Here is an 18286-nt window from a genome sequence, read left to right as displayed (position 1 = left end):
TGGTCAGTGAGGGATGGGGACGCGCGTGGCGCGCGTCACTCTTGAGCGTCGGCGAGGAAGTCGAGTGCGAATGCGCGCAGGTCGTCGTGCACGATCGTGCCTTCGGGCAAGCCGCCGGCCGCAAGTGTTTTGCGGCCCTTGCCGGTCAGCACCAGATGAGTCGGATGGCCGAGTGAGGCGCCTGCTTGCAGATCGCGCATGGCGTCGCCGACCACCGGCGTATGTTCCGGGTCGACCTCGAAGCGCTCGGCGATCATCTTCAACATGCCGGGCTTAGGCTTGCGGCACTCGCAATGATCTTCCGCCGTGTGCGGGCAGAAGAACACCGCGTCGATGCGCCCGCCGACCGCTGCCGCCATGCGATGCATTTTCAGATGCATCGCGTTGAGCGCGTTCATGTCGAACAGGCCGCGGCCGATGCCCGACTGGTTGGTCGCAATCGCCACGCGATAGCCGGCCTGGTTCAGACGCGCGATGGCTTCGAGCGAACCGGGCAGTGCGACCCATTCGTCCGGCGACTTGATGAACGCGTCGGAGTCGACGTTGATCACGCCGTCGCGGTCGAGGATCACCACTTTTTTGGTTGGCATGGCGCGGGGCTCAGGCGGCGAGTCGGGAAATATCGGCGACGCAGTTCATCTGCTGATGCAGTGCGCCGAGCAAGGCCAAACGGTTGGCGCGCAATGCCGGATCTTCGGCGTTGACCATCACGTCGTTGAAGAACGTGTCGACCGGTTCGCGCAACGCGGCGAGCGCGGTCAACGCGCCCGTGTAGTCGCGTGCGGCCAGTTGCGATTGCACGCGCGGCGCGACCTGTTCGAGTTGCGCATGCAAGGCTTTTTCCGCCGCTTCGATGAGCAGCGTGGCCTGCACGCCGCCGGTCGCCGCGCCTTCCGACTTCTTCAGGATGTTCGAGATGCGCTTGTTGGCCGCCGCGAGCGAGGCCGCTTCCGCCAGCGACGCGAATTCACGCACGGCATCCAGACGCGCAACGATGTCGTCCAGACGCGTGGGGTTCAGCGCCAGCACCGCGTCGATTTCGCCCGGCGCATAGCCGCGCTCGCGCAGCAGACCGCGCAGGCGGTCCATGCTGAATTCGTAAATGGCTTGCGTGGAATCGGCGACATTCGGCACCGCGGCGAATTGCGCGTAAGCGGTACGCAGCAGTTCGACCAGATCGATCGGCAGTTGCTTCTCGACCAGAATGCGCAGCACGCCGAGCGCGTGACGGCGCAACGCGAACGGGTCTTTCTCGCCCGTGGGTTGCAGGCCGATGCCCCAGATGCCGACCAGCGTTTCCAGCTTGTCGGCCAGTGCGACGACAGTGCCGGTCGCGGTGGTGGGCAACGCGTCGCCGGAGAAACGCGGTTGATAGTGCTCCGAGCACGCGAGCGCGACTTCTTCCGGCTCGCCGTCGTGGCGCGCGTAGTACGTGCCCATCGTGCCTTGCAGCTCGGGAAATTCGCCGACCATGTCGGTGATCAGGTCGGCCTTGGCCAGACGCGCGGCGCGCATCGCGAGCACCACGTCGGCGCCGATCAATCCGGCGATCGCGCCGGCCAGCGCTTCGACGCGTTCCACGCGTTGCAGCGCCGAACCCAGCTTGTTGTGATACACGACGTTCGCGAGCAACGGCACGCGGTCCGCGAGCGGCTTCTTCTTGTCCTGCTCGAAGAAGAACTTCGCGTCCGCCAGACGCGGACGCACCACGCGTTCGTTGCCTTCGACGATATCGCCCGGCGTGGACGTCTCGATGTTCGACACGATCAGGAAGCGCGAGCGCAGCTTGCCGTTCGCATCGGTCAGCGCGAAATATTTCTGGTTGGTCTGCATGGTGAGGATCAGGCATTCCTGCGGCACTTGCAGGAATTCGTCCTCGAAACGGCACGCGTAGACCACCGGCCATTCGACCAGCGACGTCACTTCGTCCAGCAGCGATTCCGGCATCACCACCTGGTCGCCGTCGGCTTGCGCGAGCAGATGCGTGCGGATGGTTGCCTTGCGGTCGGCGAAATTCGCCACCACGTGGGCTTTGTGCAGCAGCGTCTCGGCGTACGAGTCCGCGTGCTGGATCTGTACGAAGCCTTCGGAGAGGAAACGATGGCCGAGCGTGGTGTCGTCGGCGTCGATGCCGAGCGCGCTCACCGGCACGATCTGTTCGCCATGCAACGCGGTCAGTCGATGCGCCGGACGCACGAACTGAACGTTGGTGCCGTCCGGGCGCTGATACGTCATGACCTTCGGGATCGGCAGCTTGCCGAGCGTTTCGTCGAGCGCGTTTTGCAGGCCGTCGGCGAGCGTGGCGCCGGGCGCGGCGTAGCGCAGGAAGAAGGCTTCGGCCTTGCCGTCCTGCGCGCGCTCCAGGTCGTTCACCGAAAAATCGGGGAAGCCGAGCGCGGCGAGTTTCTTGGCGAGCGGCGCGGTGGGCTGGCCATCTTTATCCAGCGCGACGGAAACCGGCAGCACCTTTTCGCGCACGTGTCTTTCCGGCGCAACCGCGCGCACGTTCTTGATCGTGACGGCGAGGCGGCGCGGCGTGGCATAACGTTCGAACGACAGTTCGCCTTCGACCAGGTCGCGCGCCGCGAGGCGCTGCGCAATGCCTTCGGCGAAGGCGTCGCCGAGACGCGCGAGCGCCTTCGGCGGCAGTTCTTCGGTCAGCAGCTCGACGAGCAGGGTAGCTTGATGGGGTTGAGTCATGTGTTGATGTTCTCGTCAGTCCTGGTCGATCTTGCGTTCGACTTTCAGCGGCGGCGCCCACGCGGGCATCGCGGCGTCCTGTTCGTCGGTCGTGAGGCCGGGCACGCCGTGCACCGGATTGCCGAGCATCGGGAAGCCGAGCTTTTCGCGCGAATCGTAGTAGGCCTGCGCGACCAGCTTCGACAGCGCACGAATGCGGCCGATATACGCCGCGCGTTCCGTGACCGAAATGGCGCCGCGTGCGTCGAGCAGGTTGAACGTGTGACCGGCCTTCAGCACCAGCTCGTAGGCGGGCAGCGCGATCTGCGCTTCGATCATGCGCTTCGCTTCGGCTTCGTAGCTATTGAAGATCGAGAACAGCAACTCCACGTTCGCGTACTCGAAGTTGTAGGTGGACTGTTCGACTTCGTTCTGGTGGTACACGTCGCCATAAGTCAGGCGACGCAGTTCCGGGCCGTTCGGGCCTTGTTCTTCCCATTCGGTCCAGACGAGGTCGTAGACGTTCTCGACCTTCTGCAGATACATGGCGAGGCGTTCGAGCCCGTACGTGATTTCGCCGAGCACGGGTTTACAATCCAGGCCGCCGACCTGCTGGAAGTACGTGAACTGGGTCACTTCCATGCCGTTCAGCCACACTTCCCAGCCCAGACCCCAGGCGCCGAGCGTGGGGTTTTCCCAGTCGTCTTCGACGAAGCGCACGTCGTTCTGCTTCAGGTCGAAGCCGAGGGCTTCGAGCGAGCCGAGGTACAGATCGAGGATGTTTTCCGGCGCAGGCTTGAGCACCACCTGGTACTGGTAGTAGTGCTGCAGACGGTTCGGGTTCTCGCCGTAGCGGCCGTCTTTCGGGCGGCGCGACGGTTGCACATACGCCGCGCGCCACGGCTCGGGGCCGACCGCGCGCAGGAAGGTATGGACGTGGGACGTGCCCGCGCCGACTTCCATGTCGATCGGCTGGAGCAACGCGCAACCCTGCTTGTCCCAGTAGGACTGCAAGGTCAGGATGATTTGCTGAAACGTGAGCATGAAGTGCCTTTCGGGCATGGGGCCGCGCCGTGAGCGCCGAAGCGCGCCGGGTGGCCGTGGAGCGAAGTGCTAAACCGTAGATTTTAACGGAAAGGGAGGGGGGTGTCCGTTTTGCGGGGTCGGACGGGAGTTCGAGTGTGCTTTAGACGACAAAGGGCCGCGTGTGGCGGCCCTGCGTCGTGCCGGGTGCGTCGGCGGGCGGATCAGGTCGCCGCCAGCTCCATCTTCGGCGAGAACGAATCGCTTTGCGCCACCGGCCAATACTTCTCGAACAGCGAGTAGCGGTAGTGACCGTTGAGCAGATCGTTCGGTTCGAGATACTTCAGCAGCTCCGACATCAAACGCACCTCATGCGACGACACGCGCCGCACGATGTGATGCGCGCGCAGTTCCGCCGGATGCTTCAATCCCGCGGCCTGAATGATTTCCTTCAGCGCATGCAGCGTGTTGTGATGGAAATTGAAGACGCGGTCGGCCTTGTCCGGAACCACCAACGCGCGCTGGCGCACCGGGTCCTGGGTCGCGACGCCGGTCGGGCAGCGCCCCGTGTGGCAGGTCTGCGCCTGGATGCAGCCCACCGCGAACATGAAGCCGCGCGCCGCGTTGACCCAGTCCGCGCCGATCGCGAGCGTCTTGGTGATGTCGAACGCGGTGATCATCTTGCCGCTCGCGCCGATGCGGATACGTTGCCGCAAGCCGATGCCCACCAGCGTGTTGTGCACCAGCAGCAGACCTTCCTGCAAGGGCACGCCGACGTGGTCGGTGAATTCGAGCGGCGCCGCGCCCGTGCCGCCTTCCGCGCCGTCCACGACGATGAAGTCCGGCAGGATGCCCGTTTCCAGCATCGCCTTGGCAATGCCGAAGAATTCCCACGGATGCCCGATGCACAGCTTGAAGCCGGTCGGCTTGCCACCCGACAGCGTGCGCAGACGGTCGACGAATTCGAGCAGGCCGCGCGGCGTCGAGAACTCGGAGTGCGTGGCCGGCGAGATGCAGTCGCGGCCCATCGGCACGCCGCGCGTCTCCGCGATTTCCGGCGTGATCTTGGCGGCCGGCAGCACGCCGCCGTGGCCCGGCTTCGCGCCTTGCGAGAGCTTCACCTCGATCATCTTCACTTGCGGCTCGGCGGCTTGTTTCGCGAACTTCTCCGCGCTAAAGCTGCCGTCGTCGTTGCGGCAACCGAAGTAGCCCGAGGCGATTTCCCAGATGATGTCGCCGCCGTGCTCGCGGTGATATTTCGACATCGAGCCTTCGCCGGTGTCGTGCGCGAAGTTGCCTTTCTTCGCGCCGAGGTTCAGCGCCATGATCGCGTTCGCCGACAGCGAGCCGAAGCTCATCGCCGAGACGTTGAAGATCGACATCGAATAAGGCTGCGCGCGATCCGGTCCGACGACGATGCGAAAGTCGTGATTCTCGAGCGTGGTAGGTGCGAGCGAGTGGCTGATCCATTCGTGCGCGATCGCTTTGACGTCGAGTTCGGTGCCGTACGGACGGCTGTCGACGTCGTTCTTCGCGCGCTGATAGACGATGCTGCGCTGGGCGCGCGAGAACGGCTTTTCGTCCGTGTCGCCTTCGACGAAATACTGGCGGATCTCCGGGCGGATGAATTCGAACAGGAAACGGAAGTGGCCCCACAGCGGATAGTTGCGCAGGATCGCGTGGCGCTGCTGCGTCAGGTCGAACAGGCCGAGCGCGACCAGTGCGAGCGGCACGATGATCCAGAACCACGAAATGTGCTGCGTGGCGGCGAACGCCGCGCAGACGGCGAACAGCGCGGCGGCGCACCACATGGCCAGATAACGTCGAGAAAACATGGGGACTCCAGTGCAGTGAGGATCGTCACGGCGGGATCGCCAGCGCTGCCGGCGCAGACGGAATCCGCCGCAAAGGAAAACGAGCGACTGCTTGTTATGGTGAAGCTAGCTGCGGTTTGAAGAGCGAACGCGTGGATGCCACGCGCAGCGCAGATTGAAACGTGAAAGCGAAGCGTGCGGCGCCAGGCCGCGTTGCCGCACGATTGGACGTCTGGATCAACGGGCGGTCAGCAGCGCCGCTTTTTGCGGCTCACGCGCGACCGGCTGCCCGGTGACCGCATGTTCGATGATGCCGCCGCCGAGGCACACGTCGCCATCGTAGAGCACCGCAGATTGCCCCGGTGTGACAGCCCATTGCGCCGCGTCGAAATTCAGCTCGAAGAGGCCTTCGCCGCTGCTCGTTCTGCTAAACGTGCATGGCGCATCCGCTTGCCGGTAACGGGTCTTCGCGCCGCACGCGAAGCCGTCCGCCGGCGGCTCGCCCGCCACCCAGCTGGTATTGCCCGCGGACAGCGTATGGCTGAGCAGCCACGAGTGATCATGGCCTTGGGCGACATACAGCGTGTTCGACGGAATGTCCTTGCCGGCGACGAACCACGGCTCGCCGCTGCCGTCCTTGCTGCCGCCGAGGCCGATGCCCTTGCGCTGGCCGAACGTGTAGAACGCGAGGCCGATATGTTCACCGACCACTTTGCCGTCGGTGGTTTTCATCGGGCCGGGCTTGGTCGGCAGATAGCGGTTCAGGAAGTCGCGGAACGGCCGTTCGCCGATAAAGCAGATGCCGGTCGAGTCTTTCTTCTTCGCATTGGGCAGCGCGATCTGCTCGGCGATTTCGCGGACTTTGGTTTTCGGAATCTCGCCGAGCGGAAACAGCGTCTTCGACAACTGCGCCTGATTCAGCCGATGCAGGAAGTACGACTGGTCTTTCGTATGGTCGAACGCCTTCAGCAGTTCGAAGCGGCCATCGTTCTCGCGCACGCGCGCATAGTGGCCGGTCGCGATGGTTTCGGCGCCGAGCGACATGGCGTGGTCGAGGAAAGCCTTGAACTTGATTTCGGCGTTGCAGAGCACGTCCGGATTCGGCGTGCGGCCGGCCGAGTATTCGCGCAGGAATTCAGCGAACACGCGGTCTTTGTATTCGGAGGCGAAGTTGACCGCTTCGACGTCGATGCCGATCAGGTCCGCCACCGAGACCACGTCGATCCAGTCCTGCCGCGTCGAGCAGTATTCGCTGTCGTCGTCGTCTTCCCAGTTTTTCATGAACAGGCCGACCACGTCGTAGCCTTGTTCCTTCAGCAGCCATGCGGTAACCGACGAATCGACGCCGCCCGACATGCCTACTACGACTTTCTGCTTGCTCATAAGATGCTCACTGGGTGCTGCGTGACTTCATGGATCGTGGGTTGGCCGCTCGTTGCGGCTATCTTTTTTGCCCGACCGAATGCGTGTGCACGAAGTCGAGCGGGAAACGCCGGCCCGCGAGGTAATCGTCGAGACATTGCATGACGAGCGGCGTGCGGTGCCGTTCGGGACAGCCGCGCAATTCGTCGGCGCTCATCCACAACGTGCGGACGATGTCGGGGTCGAGGGCGCGCTGCGGATCGGCCGCGCCGCCGGTGCCGCAATAGGTGAAGCGCAGGTAGGTCACGCCCTCACTGCCGGGCCGCTCGAAATGGGTCATGTACATGCCCACCAGCGCCTCGGGCGCAAACGGGTGGGCGGTTTCCTCGAGCGTTTCGCGGATCACCGCTTGCTCAAGCGTCTCGCCCGCTTCCAGATGGCCCGCGGGCTGGTTCAGGCGCAGGCCGTCGACGGTATGCTCCTCGACCACGAGAAAACGCCCGTCACGCTCGACGATGGCCGCGACGGTGACGTGCGGCAGCCAGGTTTCCGGTTTCATGGGTGCGCATTTTACCGTTTATGGGCCTCGCCTGCCGGGAAGCGGCCGGCCGGTTGCGGGTGACAGGCACGACCGGCGGGCCGGCCGCTCGCCGTCCGCGACGTCGGGCCGGTCCGCCGGGCACCCCCGGATTGTCCCCGATTTCTGCGCACCCCCCTGTTTCGGTTAAAGTGAGGCGTTAGCCGTTGCACTCGCAAGCCGGCGGGCCTCGTCGGCCGATCTGTCGTAAAACAGGAAGTCGAGGAGGAACAAGATGCACATCGGAGTGCCAGCCGAGACGCGCGCGCACGAAACCCGCGTCGCCGCGACGCCCGAAACGGTCAAGAAGTATGTGACCCAGGGCCACCGGGTCACGATCCAGAGCGGCGCCGGGACCGGCGCCAGCTTTCCAGACGATGCCTTTACGGCCGCCGGCGCGGAGATCGTCGATGCGGCGACCGCTTTTGGCGCTGAACTCGTCCTGAAGGTCCAGTCGCCCACCGATGCCGAGTTGCCGTTGCTTAAACGCGGCGCGACGCTGGTCGGCATGCTCGATCCGTTTAATACCGAAAACTCATTAAAGCTGGCGACTGCGGGCGTGACCGCGTTCGCGCTCGAAGCCGCGCCGAGAACCACGCGCGCGCAGAGTCTGGACGTGCTGTCGTCGCAGGCGAACATCGCGGGCTACAAGGCGGTTTTATTGGCCGCCACGCTCTATCCGCGCTTCATGCCGATGCTGATGACCGCGGCGGGCACCGTGAAAGCCGCGCGCGTGCTGATTCTCGGCGCGGGCGTGGCCGGTTTGCAGGCGATCGCGACCGCCAAGCGCCTGGGCGCCGTGATCGAAGCCTCCGACGTCCGTCCAGCGGTGAAAGAGCAGATCGAATCGCTCGGCGCGAAGTTTCTCGACGTGCCCTACGAAACCGACGAGGAGCGCGAAGCCGCGCAGGGCGTCGGCGGCTATGCGCGGCCGATGCCGCCTTCGTGGCTCACGCGCCAGTCCGCGCTGGTCCACGAACGGGCCAAACAGGCCGACGTGGTGATTTCCACCGCGCTGATCCCTGGCCGCGCCGCGCCGACGCTGATCTCGGTCGAAACCGTGCAGGCGATGAAACCCGGCTCCGTGCTGATCGACCTCGCCGCGGGCCGCGGTGCCGAGTACGAAGGCCAGCGCGGTGGCAACTGCCCGCTCACTGAAGCGGACAAGGTCGTCATCAAACACGGCGTGACCATCGTCGGCTATACGAATCTCGCTTCGATGGTGCCCGCCGACGCGTCCTCGCTCTACGCACGCAACCTGCTCGACTTCCTGAAGCTGATCATCACGAAGGAAGGCGCCCTGAACATCGATCTCGCGGACGATATCGTCGCGGCCACGCTGCTGGCCCGTGACGGCGAAGTCACGCGCAAGGCTTAAGGAGAGCGGCGATGGAAGTCATCAACCACACCGTCATCAACCTGATCATCTTCGTGCTGGCGATCTACGTCGGCTACCACGTGGTCTGGAACGTCACGCCCGCGCTGCACACGCCGCTGATGGCCGTGACCAACGCGATTTCGGCGATCGTGATCGTCGGCGCAATGCTGGCCGCGGGCCTGACCTTGGGCACCCCCGGCAAGTTCTTCGGCACGCTCGCGGTCGCACTGGCGGCAGTGAACGTGTTCGGCGGCTTTCTCGTCACACGACGAATGCTGGAGATGTTCCGCAAGAAAGAACCGAAGAAGCTCCCCGCCGCTGCCAAGGAGAACGCGTAATGAGTCTGAACGTCGTCACGCTGCTTTATCTGGTCGCGTCGGTCTGCTTCATTCAGGCGCTCAAGGGGCTGTCGAATCCGAAGACGGCGCGCATTGGCAACACCTTCGGCATGGTCGGGATGGCGATTGCGATCCTCACCACCATCGCGCTGATCGTCAAGCAGGCGAATGCGCTCGGCTCGAATCTTGGGTTAGGGCTCGGTTTGCTGCTGGTCGCGCTGGTGATCGGCGGGGCGGTCGGTGCGTTCGTCGCCGCGCGCGTCGAGATGACCAAGATGCCGGAACTGGTCGCGGCGATGCACTCGCTGATCGGTCTCGCTGCCGTGTGTATCGCGTATGCGGTGGTGTCGGAGCCGTCGGCGTTCGGGCTCGTCGATCCGGAGAACACGACGCCGGGCTTCCTGCCTTACGGTAATCGGGTCGAACTGTTCATCGGCACGTTCGTCGGCGCGATCACGTTCTCGGGTTCGGTGATCGCGTTCGGCAAGCTGTCGGGTAAGTACAAGTTCCGTCTCTTTCAGGGCGCGCCGGTCGTGTACGGCGGCCAGCATCTGATCAACCTGATGCTCGCGCTCGCGATGCTCGGCTTCGGCATCCTGTTCTTTCTCACGCAGTCGTGGTTGCCGTTCATCATCATGACGCTGATCGCGTTCGTGCTGGGTGTGCTGATCATCATTCCGATTGGTGGCGCGGACATGCCGGTGGTGGTGTCGATGCTCAACTCGTACTCGGGCTGGGCGGCGGCGGGTATCGGCTTCTCCCTGAACAATCCGATGCTGATCATCGCGGGCTCGCTGGTGGGTTCGTCCGGTGCGATTCTGTCGTACATCATGTGCCGGGCGATGAACCGCTCGTTCTTCAACGTGATTCTCGGCGGCTTCGGCAACGAAGCGGGGGCGGCTGCGGCAGGTGGGTCGGCGGAGCAGCGTCCGGTGAAATCCGGTTCGGCTGACGATGCATCGTTCATGCTCGGCAATGCTGAAACCGTGGTGATCGTGCCGGGTTATGGTCTGGCGGTCGCGCGGGCGCAGCATGCGTTGAAGGAGCTGACCGACAAGCTGGTCGAGAAGGGCATCGAGGTGAAGTACGCGATTCACCCGGTGGCCGGACGTATGCCGGGGCACATGAACGTGCTGCTCGCCGAAGCCGAAGTGCCGTACGACATGGTCTATGAAATGGACGACATCAACGGCGAGTTCGGTCAGGTCGACGTGGTGCTGGTGCTCGGCGCGAACGACGTGGTGAACCCGGCGGCCAAGAACGATCCGAAGTCACCGATCGCGGGCATGCCGATCATCGAGGCGTACAAGGCGCGTACGGTCATCGTGAACAAGCGCTCGATGGCCGCAGGTTACGCCGGGCTCGACAACGACCTGTTCTACATGGACAAGACGATGATGGTGTTCGGCGACGCGAAGAAGGTGATCGAAGACATGGTGAAGGCGGTGGAATAAGCCTGCGCGCAAGGAACGAGATCGCGGTTTGCTTCGCAGCGGCGAACCGCGATCCTCACTTCGGCTTCGCATTCACATGCCGCAACAGGTCCGCGAGTCGCCTGCCTTCCTGATCTGGATATTGTTCGAGCACCTGAAGATTCTGAATCTTCTCCAGCCCGAAATTGCGGAAATCGCTCCGTAATTCACACCACGCACCGAGCGTCCAGCGCGCGCCCCAATAGGCGAGGGCGAGCGGCCAGACACGACGCTCGGTCGCCGCGCCATTCACATCGACATAGGCAAAGCTCACCACATGCCGCGTGTCGATCGCGCGATGCAGCGCGTCCAATTGCGCGGAAAAATCCCCTTTGATGTGAAACGATGGCGCGAAGACCGCGAGCCTTTCCAGCGTCGCGCGCTTGTCGGCGGGCATGGCCGAGGCGATCTTGGCGAGCGCCCCGCGCGCGCCGCCCGCGAAGCCGGCGCCGCCCCACGACTCGAGCATGCGCGCGCCCGCGGCGAGCGCGGCCAGTTCATCGGCGGTGAAGGTGAGCGGGGGCAAACTTGCCGCGCGGCTCAGACGGTAGCCGATACCGGCTTCGCCTTCGATCGGCACCCCTGACAGTTGCAGATCGCGCACGTCGCGATAGACCGTGCGCAGCGAGATATGCAGCCAGTCGGCGAGTTGTTGCGCAGTGGTCAGACGCCGTCCGCGCAGCAGTTCGGCGATCTGGAACAGGCGGTCGGCGCGGCGTGTCATCGTGGGCGTCTTGTAGAAGAGGACGGGGACAGTCCCGCGATGATAGCGTCGCATGCCGCGCTCCGGTCGGCGTTCGTGCGCGGTGCTCGCTGGCCGCCGCGCACGAGCGTTGTGTTGCGTTTAGCCGTTGGTCCGCGAGTGCAGGCCGAGGCGGTTGCCTTCCGTATCGGTGAAGAACGCGATATAGCCGATGTCCTGCGGCAGTTTGATCACCGGACCGTCGGTCTTGCCGCCGGCTTGCTCGACTCGCGCGAGGGTGGCGTTAACGGTCGGTTGCGCGTTCAGATAGACGAGCACGCCGTCTTCCGTCGGGGTCATCGACGGGCTGTGGACGATCGCGCCGCCGGTCGCCGGCTCCTCGTAGCCGAACACGGCGATCGGCTGGCCGCCGACTTCCTGGACATTCAGTTTGACGTCGAGCGCCGCTTCATAGAAACGGACGGCGCGATCGAAATCGACGGATGGAATCTCGAACCATGCAACAACTTTGGATGATGCGGACATGTCACTCTCCTGTGGATGGCGGGTAAGCCGTGTAAGGCGCCGGATGGCGTGAGAAGGAGTGTGCGGGGGTGCTACTGACAGCGTGGTGTCAGTAGGGGGTGGCAGGAGCGATGAATGAGGCGCTGCAAAAAACGGACGGCTCGCAAGCCACGCGCGAAAAAAAACCGCGGAGCCAGTCCGCGGTTTTCGTCGCCAAACTACCTGTCAGACGCAGCGCACCTCACGCCGCCGGCGTGTCGCTCTGCGGACGCTGCCGCACGCTGCCCGCGATCAGATCGAAGCGGAACAGACGGCATTCGAGCGCGCCGTTAAAGAGCGGCGTCTTGGTCGATTCACGCAGACGCAACTGGCCCGGCAGCTTGCGATCCGATGTCAGGATGAACGCGTGCCAGCCGGTGAAGCGCTGCTTGAGCGCATCGCCGAGCGACTGGAAAAATTCGCTGTCCGGCGTTTCTTCCTGCGCGCGACGAAAACCCTCGTCTTCGCGGCTCTCACGATTGCCGCGGCCTTCGCGAAGCTCGCCCCGGGCATTGCGCCCGCGCACTTCGATCCGTTCGCCATACGGCGGATTGGCGACGAGTATGCCTGCGGCGGACGTCGGCGGCGTCATGCCGCGCGCGTCGACCTGTTTGAGGGGAATCGACGGCAAGCCGGCGCGCTGGAAGTTGGCGCGCGCCTTGTCGAGCATGTCGCCGGAAATATCGCTGCCGAAGATTTGCAGATCGGCGCGCGAACTGCGCGCGGCGTGCTTCGCGTCGAGCGCGGCGGCCTTGAGTGTTTGCCAGGTTTTGGCTTCGTATTGCTTGAGCTTCTCGAAGCCGAAGCGCCGTTCCGCGCCCGGCGCGATATTCAGCGCCACCTGCGCGGCTTCCGCGAGGAATGTGCCGCTGCCGCACATCGGGTCGTACAGAGGAGTGCCGGCGGTCCAGCCGGTCAAACGCAGAATGCCCGCGGCTAGATTCTCGCGCAGCGGCGCTGCGCCCTTGTCGAGGCGCCAGCCGCGCTTGAAGAGCGGATCGCCGGAGGTGTCGAGATACAGCGTGCAGTCGGTGGCGGTGAGAAAGGCGAACACGCGCACGTCGGGCATGGCGGTGTCGATGCTTGGCCGCGCGCCGCTGACTTCGCGCAGACGATCGCAGATGGCGTCCTTGACGCGCAGCGTCGTGAATTCCAGGCTGCGCAGCGGCGATTTGATCGCCGTGACGTCCACGCGCAGCGTTTCGTTCGCCGAAAACCATTGTTCCCAACGCTGTTCGACTGCGAGCGCATAAATGTCCTGCTCGCTGCGATACGGGCGATGCGCGATTTTCAGCAGCACGCGGCTCGCGAGACGCGAATACAGGTTGGCGGCCATGCCGGCGGCCCAGCCTCCGCGGAAATGCACGCCGCCCGGCACTTGTGCGCCGGCCGTGAACGGGGCGCCGTTCAGGTGTTGGGCGGCAATTTCGGCGAGTTCAGCCGCAAGCGAGGCTTCAAGGCCGCGCGGGCAAGGGAGGAAGAAATCGAAGGACATTGAGGTTGCCGGAAGGCGTTGGATAAGGCGCTATTGTACGCGGTCGGGGTGTCGTGCTTTTGCATGGGTGCCTGCGTGGCGGTTTTTGTGGTGTTGGCCTTTCCTTGAATTCGCGGTGGTCGATTGGCGTTGCCCCTGTGCGGGGCGGCACCTACTTTCTTTGCCGCGGCAAAGAAAGTAGCAAAGAAAGCCGCTTCACACCGCCAGCTCATAAGCGGGCCCCTCGCGCAGTCGCAGTAGTGGTGCATCTGGAATCAGTGGTCTCGCGCATTCCGCGCGAGTGACAAGGCGCTCATTCTTCCGGCGGCGCTGCGCGCGCCGCGCGGTAATCATCAACCAGCGGCTGCGATTGCTCGGCGGCGTTCTCACCTCACGCGGTGTCGTGGCATACCATCGCGCCGCGCAATTTCACGATATTTTCGGCATTTCACCGAGGCGAAGCCGATGGCCCGTCGCGCCCAAACGAAGGCACTCTTTTCAAGCAGACCGTTCCGGCGAGCGCGCAGCGCGAGGCGGGAAGAATGAGCGCCTTGTCACTAAGGCAGAATGTGCGAGCCGACAGATTCCAGATGCGCCACTATCCCCTCCAAGCCAGGGGACCCGCTTAAGAGTTAGCGGTTCAAGCCGCTTTCTCTTGCCTACTTCTCTTTGCGGCCGGCAAAGAGAAGTAGGTGCCGCCCCGCACAGGGGCAACGCCAATAGACCACCATGAATTCAAGGAAAGGCCAACACCGCGAAGACCACAGCCAAATCAAATCGCTGCGGCGAACGAAAAACCTTCAACTGCCGGCGACAGCCGCTCCACCCGCAGAAGGACAAGGCGGCGTAGCTACAGCCGCAACTTTGCCAGCGGACGCACCCTTACCCTGCGGAGCCGAAGCCGCCATAGCCTGCACAGCCGAAGCAACTTGCGCGGAGATTTCCTTCAACGCCCGCCGATGCCCCTCAACCAGCGCGTCATACCCACCGCTAACCGGCTCACTCACGACACTCCGGCAAGTCATCACCGCAGTACTGCGCACAGCCCGCACACTCCACACCGCATCGATCAACGCATGCGAACCGGGCCATGACTCGAACCGCTGCACATTCATGCTGACCCGATACACCGGCGTCCCATCCGGATAAGCGGTCCCATACACGTCGATCGTGTTGAGCTGCTGCGTCAGACTCGTCGACAAAGCCCGGCGGATCTCGTCGCCCGGCAGCGAGGCCCAGCGCTCTTCTTCGAGCACTTTGACCTGCGTCGGTCCCGTCTGCACGACCAGCTGATTCTTCGATACCTGCGGCGGCACGTCGATCGGCGCAACTTCGATCAGCCACGCCGGCGCGGCCGAGGTCCGGGCACTGACCGGCGCGACGGAGCCGGAAGTACTGTCGGCACCCAGCGTATAAAAGCGGCTCGAAGGCGACGAGCACGCCGCCAGCGCCACGAGTCCGGCCAGAGCGCCGGCAACAAAAGCGCCGCGCACGAGCCCGCGCGGCGGGCGGGGGAGCCGGGCAAACATCATGGTTTATCTCCTGATTTACCGCGCAACAGCGATTCGGGGTGACGTTCCAGATAATCCGACAGCGCATTCAGCGACTGCAATGTGCGCGTCAATTCCTGCAACGCCTGATGAACATCCGACTGCAACGGCGAATCCTGCTGCAACGTCGCCTCGGCCGAACCGAAGGTCTGCTTCGCCGCGGCGAGGGTGTCGCGGGCCTGCGGCACGACTTCCTTGTCGAGTCGCGTGAAGAGCTGATCGGCGTTCTTCAGCGCGCTGTTGAGGTTGTTGCCGATCTGGTCGAACGGCACCTTGTCGAGCTTCTTCGCAATGTCGGCGACCTGGAGCTGCAACTCGTCGAGCGTGTTCGGAATCGTCGGCAGTTCGAGCGGATCGCTCGCCACGTCGACGGTCGCCGGCGGCGCCTTCGGGAAGATATCCAGCGCGACATACAACTGGCTCGTGATCAGATTGCCGGTGCGCAACTGGCCGCGCAAACCGTGCTTGACGAGCTGTTGCAGGAGCGTTTGACCGGCGAGCGTGCCCGGCACCGGCGCGGTCTCGCGGAAGCGCTTGCCGAGACGGTCGGGGTACAGGTTCATGGTCACCGGCATCGTGAAGCTGCGCGTTTTCGGATCGTAGTCGATGCTGATGTTGGTCACCTGGCCCAGCACGATGCCGCGGAAATCGACCGGCGCGCCGACCGACAGCCCACGCAGCGACTGGTTGAAATTCATCACCACGCGCAACGGCACGCCATCCGGTTCGCGCATCGCATCCGCTTCGTCGGAGCCGAGCCGGAACGTCATGTTGTTCGGCGCCTGCGCGCCCACGCCTTGACCCGGCGGCGACTGGAACGACAAGCCGCCCACGATCACCGTGGCCAGCGACTGCGTGTTCAGCTTGAAGCCGCTGGAATCGAGCCGCAGATCGACGCCGCTTGCATGCCACCAGCGCGAATTGGTGCCGACGTACTGGTCGAACGGCGCGGACACGAAGACCTGCATGGTCACGCCGGTGCCGTCCTTGTCGAGCGAGAAGCCGACCACCTGGCCGACCTGCACGCGCCGGTAGAAGATCGGCGAGCCGATGTCGATCGAGCCGAGCGAGTCGCCGTGCAGGACGAACTGGTGGCCCTTCTGGTCGCCGGTGATCGGCGGCGGCGTTTCGAGGCCGACGAAATTCTTCTCGCTATCCGGCGAGTGCCCGGCGTCCGCACCGATGTACGCGCCCGAGAGCAGCGTGGTGAGACCCGACACGCCGCTCGCGCCGACGCGCGGCCGCACCACCCAGAAACGCGAATCCTTGACCGCGAAATCTTCGCCTTCCTTGGTCAATTGCACCTGCACCAGCACGTGGGACAGATCTTTCGACAGCGTGATGGTCTTCACCGAGCCGACGTCGACGTCCTTGTACTTCACCTTGGTCTTGCCGGGTTCGAGGCCTTCGGCGCTGATGAAGCTGATCGTGATGGTCGGGCCTCTTTGGGTCACCGATTTGATCACGAGCGCGATGCCGATCAGCGCGGCGATCAGCGGAATCACCCAGACGAGGGAAGGCAGCCAGCGGCTGCGCGGCTCAATTTCAGGGTCTGGGAGTTGGGGCGGAAGCTTCGGTCCGTTCGAATCGTTGCGCGGCGCATCGGAGGCGGGCGTCGGTTCTTGCGGGCTAGTCATGTTTGAGATCCTGAGGTTTTTGGGTACTGCCGTTCACGCCGCCTTCCACGTCATCCCAGATGAGTCGGGGATCGAATTGCATGGAGGCCATCATGGTCAGAATCACCACCGAGCCGAAGGCGATCGCCCCGGGGCCGGCCGTAATGACGGCAAGCGATTTGAAGCGCACCAGCGCGACGGTCAGCGTGACGACGAACACGTCGAGCATCGACCAGCGCCCGATCCGCTCGACCATCCGGTAAAGCGTGGTGCGCTGGTCGGGCCGCCAGCGCGAATGGCGCTGCGCCGTGACGGTGAGCAACACGAGCACGCTCAGCTTGAGCATCGGCACCATGATGCTGGCGATGAACACGATCACCGCCAGCGGCCAGTCGCCCGAGGTCCAGAAATAGACGACGCCGCTCATGATGGTGTCGTCTTCGGAACCGAGCAGCGACGAGGTGTGCATCACCGGCAGCAGATTCGCGGGAATATACAGGAGCGCGGCGGCGATCAGCAGCGCCCAGGTGCGCATGAGGCTGTCGGGGTTGCGCGAGTGCAGGCGCGAGCCGCAGCGTCCGCAGTGCTGCGGCGTGACGGAGCGGATGCGCGGTTCGACGCGTCCGCACGCATGACAACTGAGCAGGCCCGCGCGTTTCGCGGTGACGTATTTCATGGCGTGCTCATCCTCGGCGTGGCACCGATGGCGCCGGCGGCGCGGCCGATGGCAAGGCGGACGGTGCAGTCTGCACGTCGGGCGCTGCCGCGGCGTGCACCTCGGGCGGCGCGGGCGGTCCGGCGACCGAACTGACGGCGGCCGCCGCGCTATCGGCGGAGGTGCGTGGCAGCGGCCGCTGGTTGCGGGCGCCGAGTTCGTCGGCGAGGTCCCACAGAATGCGCGGATCGAACGTGACCACCACCGCGAACATCAGCGTGAGCACGCCGAACGCGAACAGCGCCGCTTCCGGAATCACGCGCGCGAGGCTGACCATCTTCACGATCGTGATCAGCACGCCGAGCATGAACACTTCGATCATGCCCCACGGGCGCACGAACTGAATGGCGCGCAGCACCTGGTTGAAGGCGGGCGGCACATAGCCTGCGCGCAGCGGGATCAGCACATAGAGCAGCGCGACGAGCTCGGTCAGCGGAAACAGAATGGTCGAGCAGAACACCATGATCGCGACAATCTGCATCTCCTCGCCCCACAGCGCGACGAGCGCGCCGAACAGCGTGGTCTGCGAGGTGATGCCGTTGGCTTCGAGTTCGACGATCGGGAAACCCTGCGCGATCAGGAAAGTGATCAGCGCGCCGAGCGTCATCGCGCTGATGGCGTCGAGCTTGCGGGACACGCCGCGATAGAGCGTCGCTCCGCAACGCGGACAGCGCGCGACCGTGCGCCCGACAAGCCGCGGCTTGCGGAACAGCGTATCGCATTCATGGCACGCGATCAGATTGTCATGGTCCATAGGGCAAAGGGCCGACGGTGTGAGGGGAAGCGTGCAATGCCCGTTCTATGGCAGGTCTGATAAAAGGGTGGGGTAATAGTACCAAAACGCGCCCGGCCGTCGCACAGACCGTCGCACGGGCTGCGGACCGTGGGCCAGACGGTCTTTTCGGCGGACGGTTGATCCTACATGGATTCGGTATAACTCTGACAGCCTCCGTCCCCAATTGTTCAATATGGGGCCATGTCGCTGGAGCGGCCGGTCGGCGGCATATCAGCGGGCCGCAGCCAGTTTTTTCCGATTGGGGTA

Annotated in this window: 16 protein-coding genes; 3 read left to right on the top strand and 13 right to left on the bottom strand. The window is 64.2% G+C overall.

From position 1 onward, the window contains the following. Positions 1 to 35 precede the first annotated feature (35 nt). The 6 genes from gmhB to ACQKRQ_RS08410 all read right to left on the bottom strand — a co-directional run bounded on the left by gmhB (position 36) and on the right by ACQKRQ_RS08410 (position 7437). On the bottom strand, positions 36 to 590 hold the full coding sequence (gene gmhB, locus ACQKRQ_RS08435) for a D-glycero-beta-D-manno-heptose 1,7-bisphosphate 7-phosphatase (RefSeq protein ID WP_132376042.1): 555 nt from the start codon (positions 588 to 590) through the stop codon (positions 36 to 38). Positions 591 to 600: 10 nt separating this feature from the next. Further along, on the bottom strand, positions 601 to 2700 hold the full coding sequence (gene glyS / locus ACQKRQ_RS08430) for a glycine--tRNA ligase subunit beta (protein ID WP_427476351.1): 2100 nt from the start codon (positions 2698 to 2700) through the stop codon (positions 601 to 603). A gap of 15 nt (positions 2701 to 2715) precedes the next feature. Beyond that, positions 2716 to 3723: a glycine--tRNA ligase subunit alpha gene (gene glyQ / locus ACQKRQ_RS08425; protein ID WP_106310562.1), complete on the bottom strand. Its 1008-nt coding sequence runs from the start codon at positions 3721 to 3723 to the stop codon at positions 2716 to 2718. 203 nt (positions 3724 to 3926) lie between these two features. Next, entirely contained in the window at positions 3927 to 5537 is a 1611-nt protein-coding gene (locus ACQKRQ_RS08420; RefSeq protein WP_427476350.1) for an FMN-binding glutamate synthase family protein, read from the bottom strand. 216 nt (positions 5538 to 5753) lie between these two features. Continuing rightward, positions 5754 to 6899, bottom strand: a complete 1146-nt coding sequence (gene mnmA / locus ACQKRQ_RS08415; protein ID WP_427476348.1) for a tRNA 2-thiouridine(34) synthase MnmA — start codon at positions 6897 to 6899, stop codon at positions 5754 to 5756. Between the two features lie 58 nt (positions 6900 to 6957). Beyond that, positions 6958 to 7437, bottom strand: coding sequence for an NUDIX hydrolase (locus ACQKRQ_RS08410; RefSeq protein WP_427476346.1), 480 nt, complete (start codon positions 7435 to 7437; stop codon positions 6958 to 6960). 253 nt (positions 7438 to 7690) lie between these two features. Between ACQKRQ_RS08410 and ACQKRQ_RS08405 the strand changes: the two genes are divergently transcribed. From ACQKRQ_RS08405 to ACQKRQ_RS08395, 3 genes are read left to right on the top strand one after another with little or no spacing between them, the layout of a single operon-like run. Beyond that, positions 7691 to 8833, top strand: a complete 1143-nt coding sequence (locus tag ACQKRQ_RS08405) for a Re/Si-specific NAD(P)(+) transhydrogenase subunit alpha (protein ID WP_132376033.1) — start codon at positions 7691 to 7693, stop codon at positions 8831 to 8833. A gap of 11 nt (positions 8834 to 8844) precedes the next feature. After that, complete coding sequence (locus ACQKRQ_RS08400; protein WP_012431753.1) at positions 8845 to 9171, top strand: NAD(P) transhydrogenase subunit alpha; 327 nt, start codon at positions 8845 to 8847, stop codon at positions 9169 to 9171. Then, positions 9171 to 10625, top strand: coding sequence for an NAD(P)(+) transhydrogenase (Re/Si-specific) subunit beta (locus ACQKRQ_RS08395; protein ID WP_427476344.1), 1455 nt, complete (start codon positions 9171 to 9173; stop codon positions 10623 to 10625). Before ACQKRQ_RS08400 ends, ACQKRQ_RS08395 begins: the two co-directional genes overlap by 1 nt. Before the next feature lie 55 nt (positions 10626 to 10680). Here the strand turns inward: ACQKRQ_RS08395 and ACQKRQ_RS08390 are convergent, their stop codons facing one another. The 7 genes from ACQKRQ_RS08390 to ACQKRQ_RS08360 form a co-directional block, all read right to left on the bottom strand. Continuing rightward, a complete protein-coding gene (locus ACQKRQ_RS08390; protein ID WP_132376031.1) occupies positions 10681 to 11421 on the bottom strand; it encodes a helix-turn-helix transcriptional regulator in 741 nt (246 codons plus the stop codon). A 66-nt stretch (positions 11422 to 11487) separates the two neighbouring features. Further along, on the bottom strand, positions 11488 to 11871 hold the full coding sequence (locus ACQKRQ_RS08385) for a VOC family protein (protein ID WP_427476341.1): 384 nt from the start codon (positions 11869 to 11871) through the stop codon (positions 11488 to 11490). A gap of 220 nt (positions 11872 to 12091) precedes the next feature. Next, positions 12092 to 13384, bottom strand: coding sequence for a THUMP domain-containing class I SAM-dependent RNA methyltransferase (locus tag ACQKRQ_RS08380; protein ID WP_132376029.1), 1293 nt, complete (start codon positions 13382 to 13384; stop codon positions 12092 to 12094). Positions 13385 to 14163: 779 nt separating this feature from the next. Beyond that, positions 14164 to 14895: a PqiC family protein gene (locus tag ACQKRQ_RS08375; protein ID WP_427476339.1), complete on the bottom strand. Its 732-nt coding sequence runs from the start codon at positions 14893 to 14895 to the stop codon at positions 14164 to 14166. Beyond that, the gene (locus ACQKRQ_RS08370; RefSeq protein WP_408320744.1) at positions 14892 to 16550 is read right to left on the bottom strand and encodes an intermembrane transport protein PqiB; all 1659 of its coding nucleotides are present in this window, start codon (positions 16548 to 16550) and stop codon (positions 14892 to 14894) included. Before ACQKRQ_RS08370 ends, ACQKRQ_RS08375 begins: the two co-directional genes overlap by 4 nt. Further along, positions 16543 to 17205 (bottom strand): paraquat-inducible protein A, encoded by a 663-nt coding sequence (locus ACQKRQ_RS08365; protein WP_132376025.1) that lies wholly within the window; start codon positions 17203 to 17205, stop codon positions 16543 to 16545. The genes ACQKRQ_RS08370 and ACQKRQ_RS08365 overlap by 8 nt, the downstream gene beginning before the upstream one ends. Before the next feature lie 7 nt (positions 17206 to 17212). Continuing rightward, entirely contained in the window at positions 17213 to 17998 is a 786-nt protein-coding gene (locus ACQKRQ_RS08360; protein ID WP_427476336.1) for a paraquat-inducible protein A, read from the bottom strand. Positions 17999 to 18286 lie beyond the last annotated feature (288 nt).

The sequence above is a fragment of the Paraburkholderia sp. NPDC080076 genome (genome assembly GCF_050281145.1).
In the GTDB taxonomy this organism is placed as follows: Bacteria; Pseudomonadota; Gammaproteobacteria; order Burkholderiales; family Burkholderiaceae; genus Paraburkholderia.
This window is presented reverse-complemented; position numbering and strand designations above follow the sequence as displayed.

Coding starts and splice junctions, on each gene's coding strand:
- gmhB (WP_132376042.1), bottom strand. CDS start 590: ATGCCAACCAAAAAAGTGGTGATCCTCGACCGCGACGGCGTGATCAAC.
- glyS (WP_427476351.1), bottom strand. CDS start 2,700: ATGACTCAACCCCATCAAGCTACCCTGCTCGTCGAGCTGCTGACCGAA.
- glyQ (WP_106310562.1), bottom strand. CDS start 3,723: ATGCTCACGTTTCAGCAAATCATCCTGACCTTGCAGTCCTACTGGGAC.
- ACQKRQ_RS08420 (WP_427476350.1), bottom strand. CDS start 5,537: ATGTTTTCTCGACGTTATCTGGCCATGTGGTGCGCCGCCGCGCTGTTC.
- mnmA (WP_427476348.1), bottom strand. CDS start 6,899: ATGAGCAAGCAGAAAGTCGTAGTAGGCATGTCGGGCGGCGTCGATTCG.
- ACQKRQ_RS08410 (WP_427476346.1), bottom strand. CDS start 7,437: ATGAAACCGGAAACCTGGCTGCCGCACGTCACCGTCGCGGCCATCGTC.
- ACQKRQ_RS08405 (WP_132376033.1), top strand. CDS start 7,691: ATGCACATCGGAGTGCCAGCCGAGACGCGCGCGCACGAAACCCGCGTC.
- ACQKRQ_RS08400 (WP_012431753.1), top strand. CDS start 8,845: ATGGAAGTCATCAACCACACCGTCATCAACCTGATCATCTTCGTGCTG.
- ACQKRQ_RS08395 (WP_427476344.1), top strand. CDS start 9,171: ATGAGTCTGAACGTCGTCACGCTGCTTTATCTGGTCGCGTCGGTCTGC.
- ACQKRQ_RS08390 (WP_132376031.1), bottom strand. CDS start 11,421: ATGCGACGCTATCATCGCGGGACTGTCCCCGTCCTCTTCTACAAGACG.
- ACQKRQ_RS08385 (WP_427476341.1), bottom strand. CDS start 11,871: ATGTCCGCATCATCCAAAGTTGTTGCATGGTTCGAGATTCCATCCGTC.
- ACQKRQ_RS08380 (WP_132376029.1), bottom strand. CDS start 13,384: ATGTCCTTCGATTTCTTCCTCCCTTGCCCGCGCGGCCTTGAAGCCTCG.
- ACQKRQ_RS08375 (WP_427476339.1), bottom strand. CDS start 14,895: ATGATGTTTGCCCGGCTCCCCCGCCCGCCGCGCGGGCTCGTGCGCGGC.
- ACQKRQ_RS08370 (WP_408320744.1), bottom strand. CDS start 16,550: ATGACTAGCCCGCAAGAACCGACGCCCGCCTCCGATGCGCCGCGCAAC.
- ACQKRQ_RS08365 (WP_132376025.1), bottom strand. CDS start 17,205: ATGAAATACGTCACCGCGAAACGCGCGGGCCTGCTCAGTTGTCATGCG.
- ACQKRQ_RS08360 (WP_427476336.1), bottom strand. CDS start 17,998: ATGGACCATGACAATCTGATCGCGTGCCATGAATGCGATACGCTGTTC.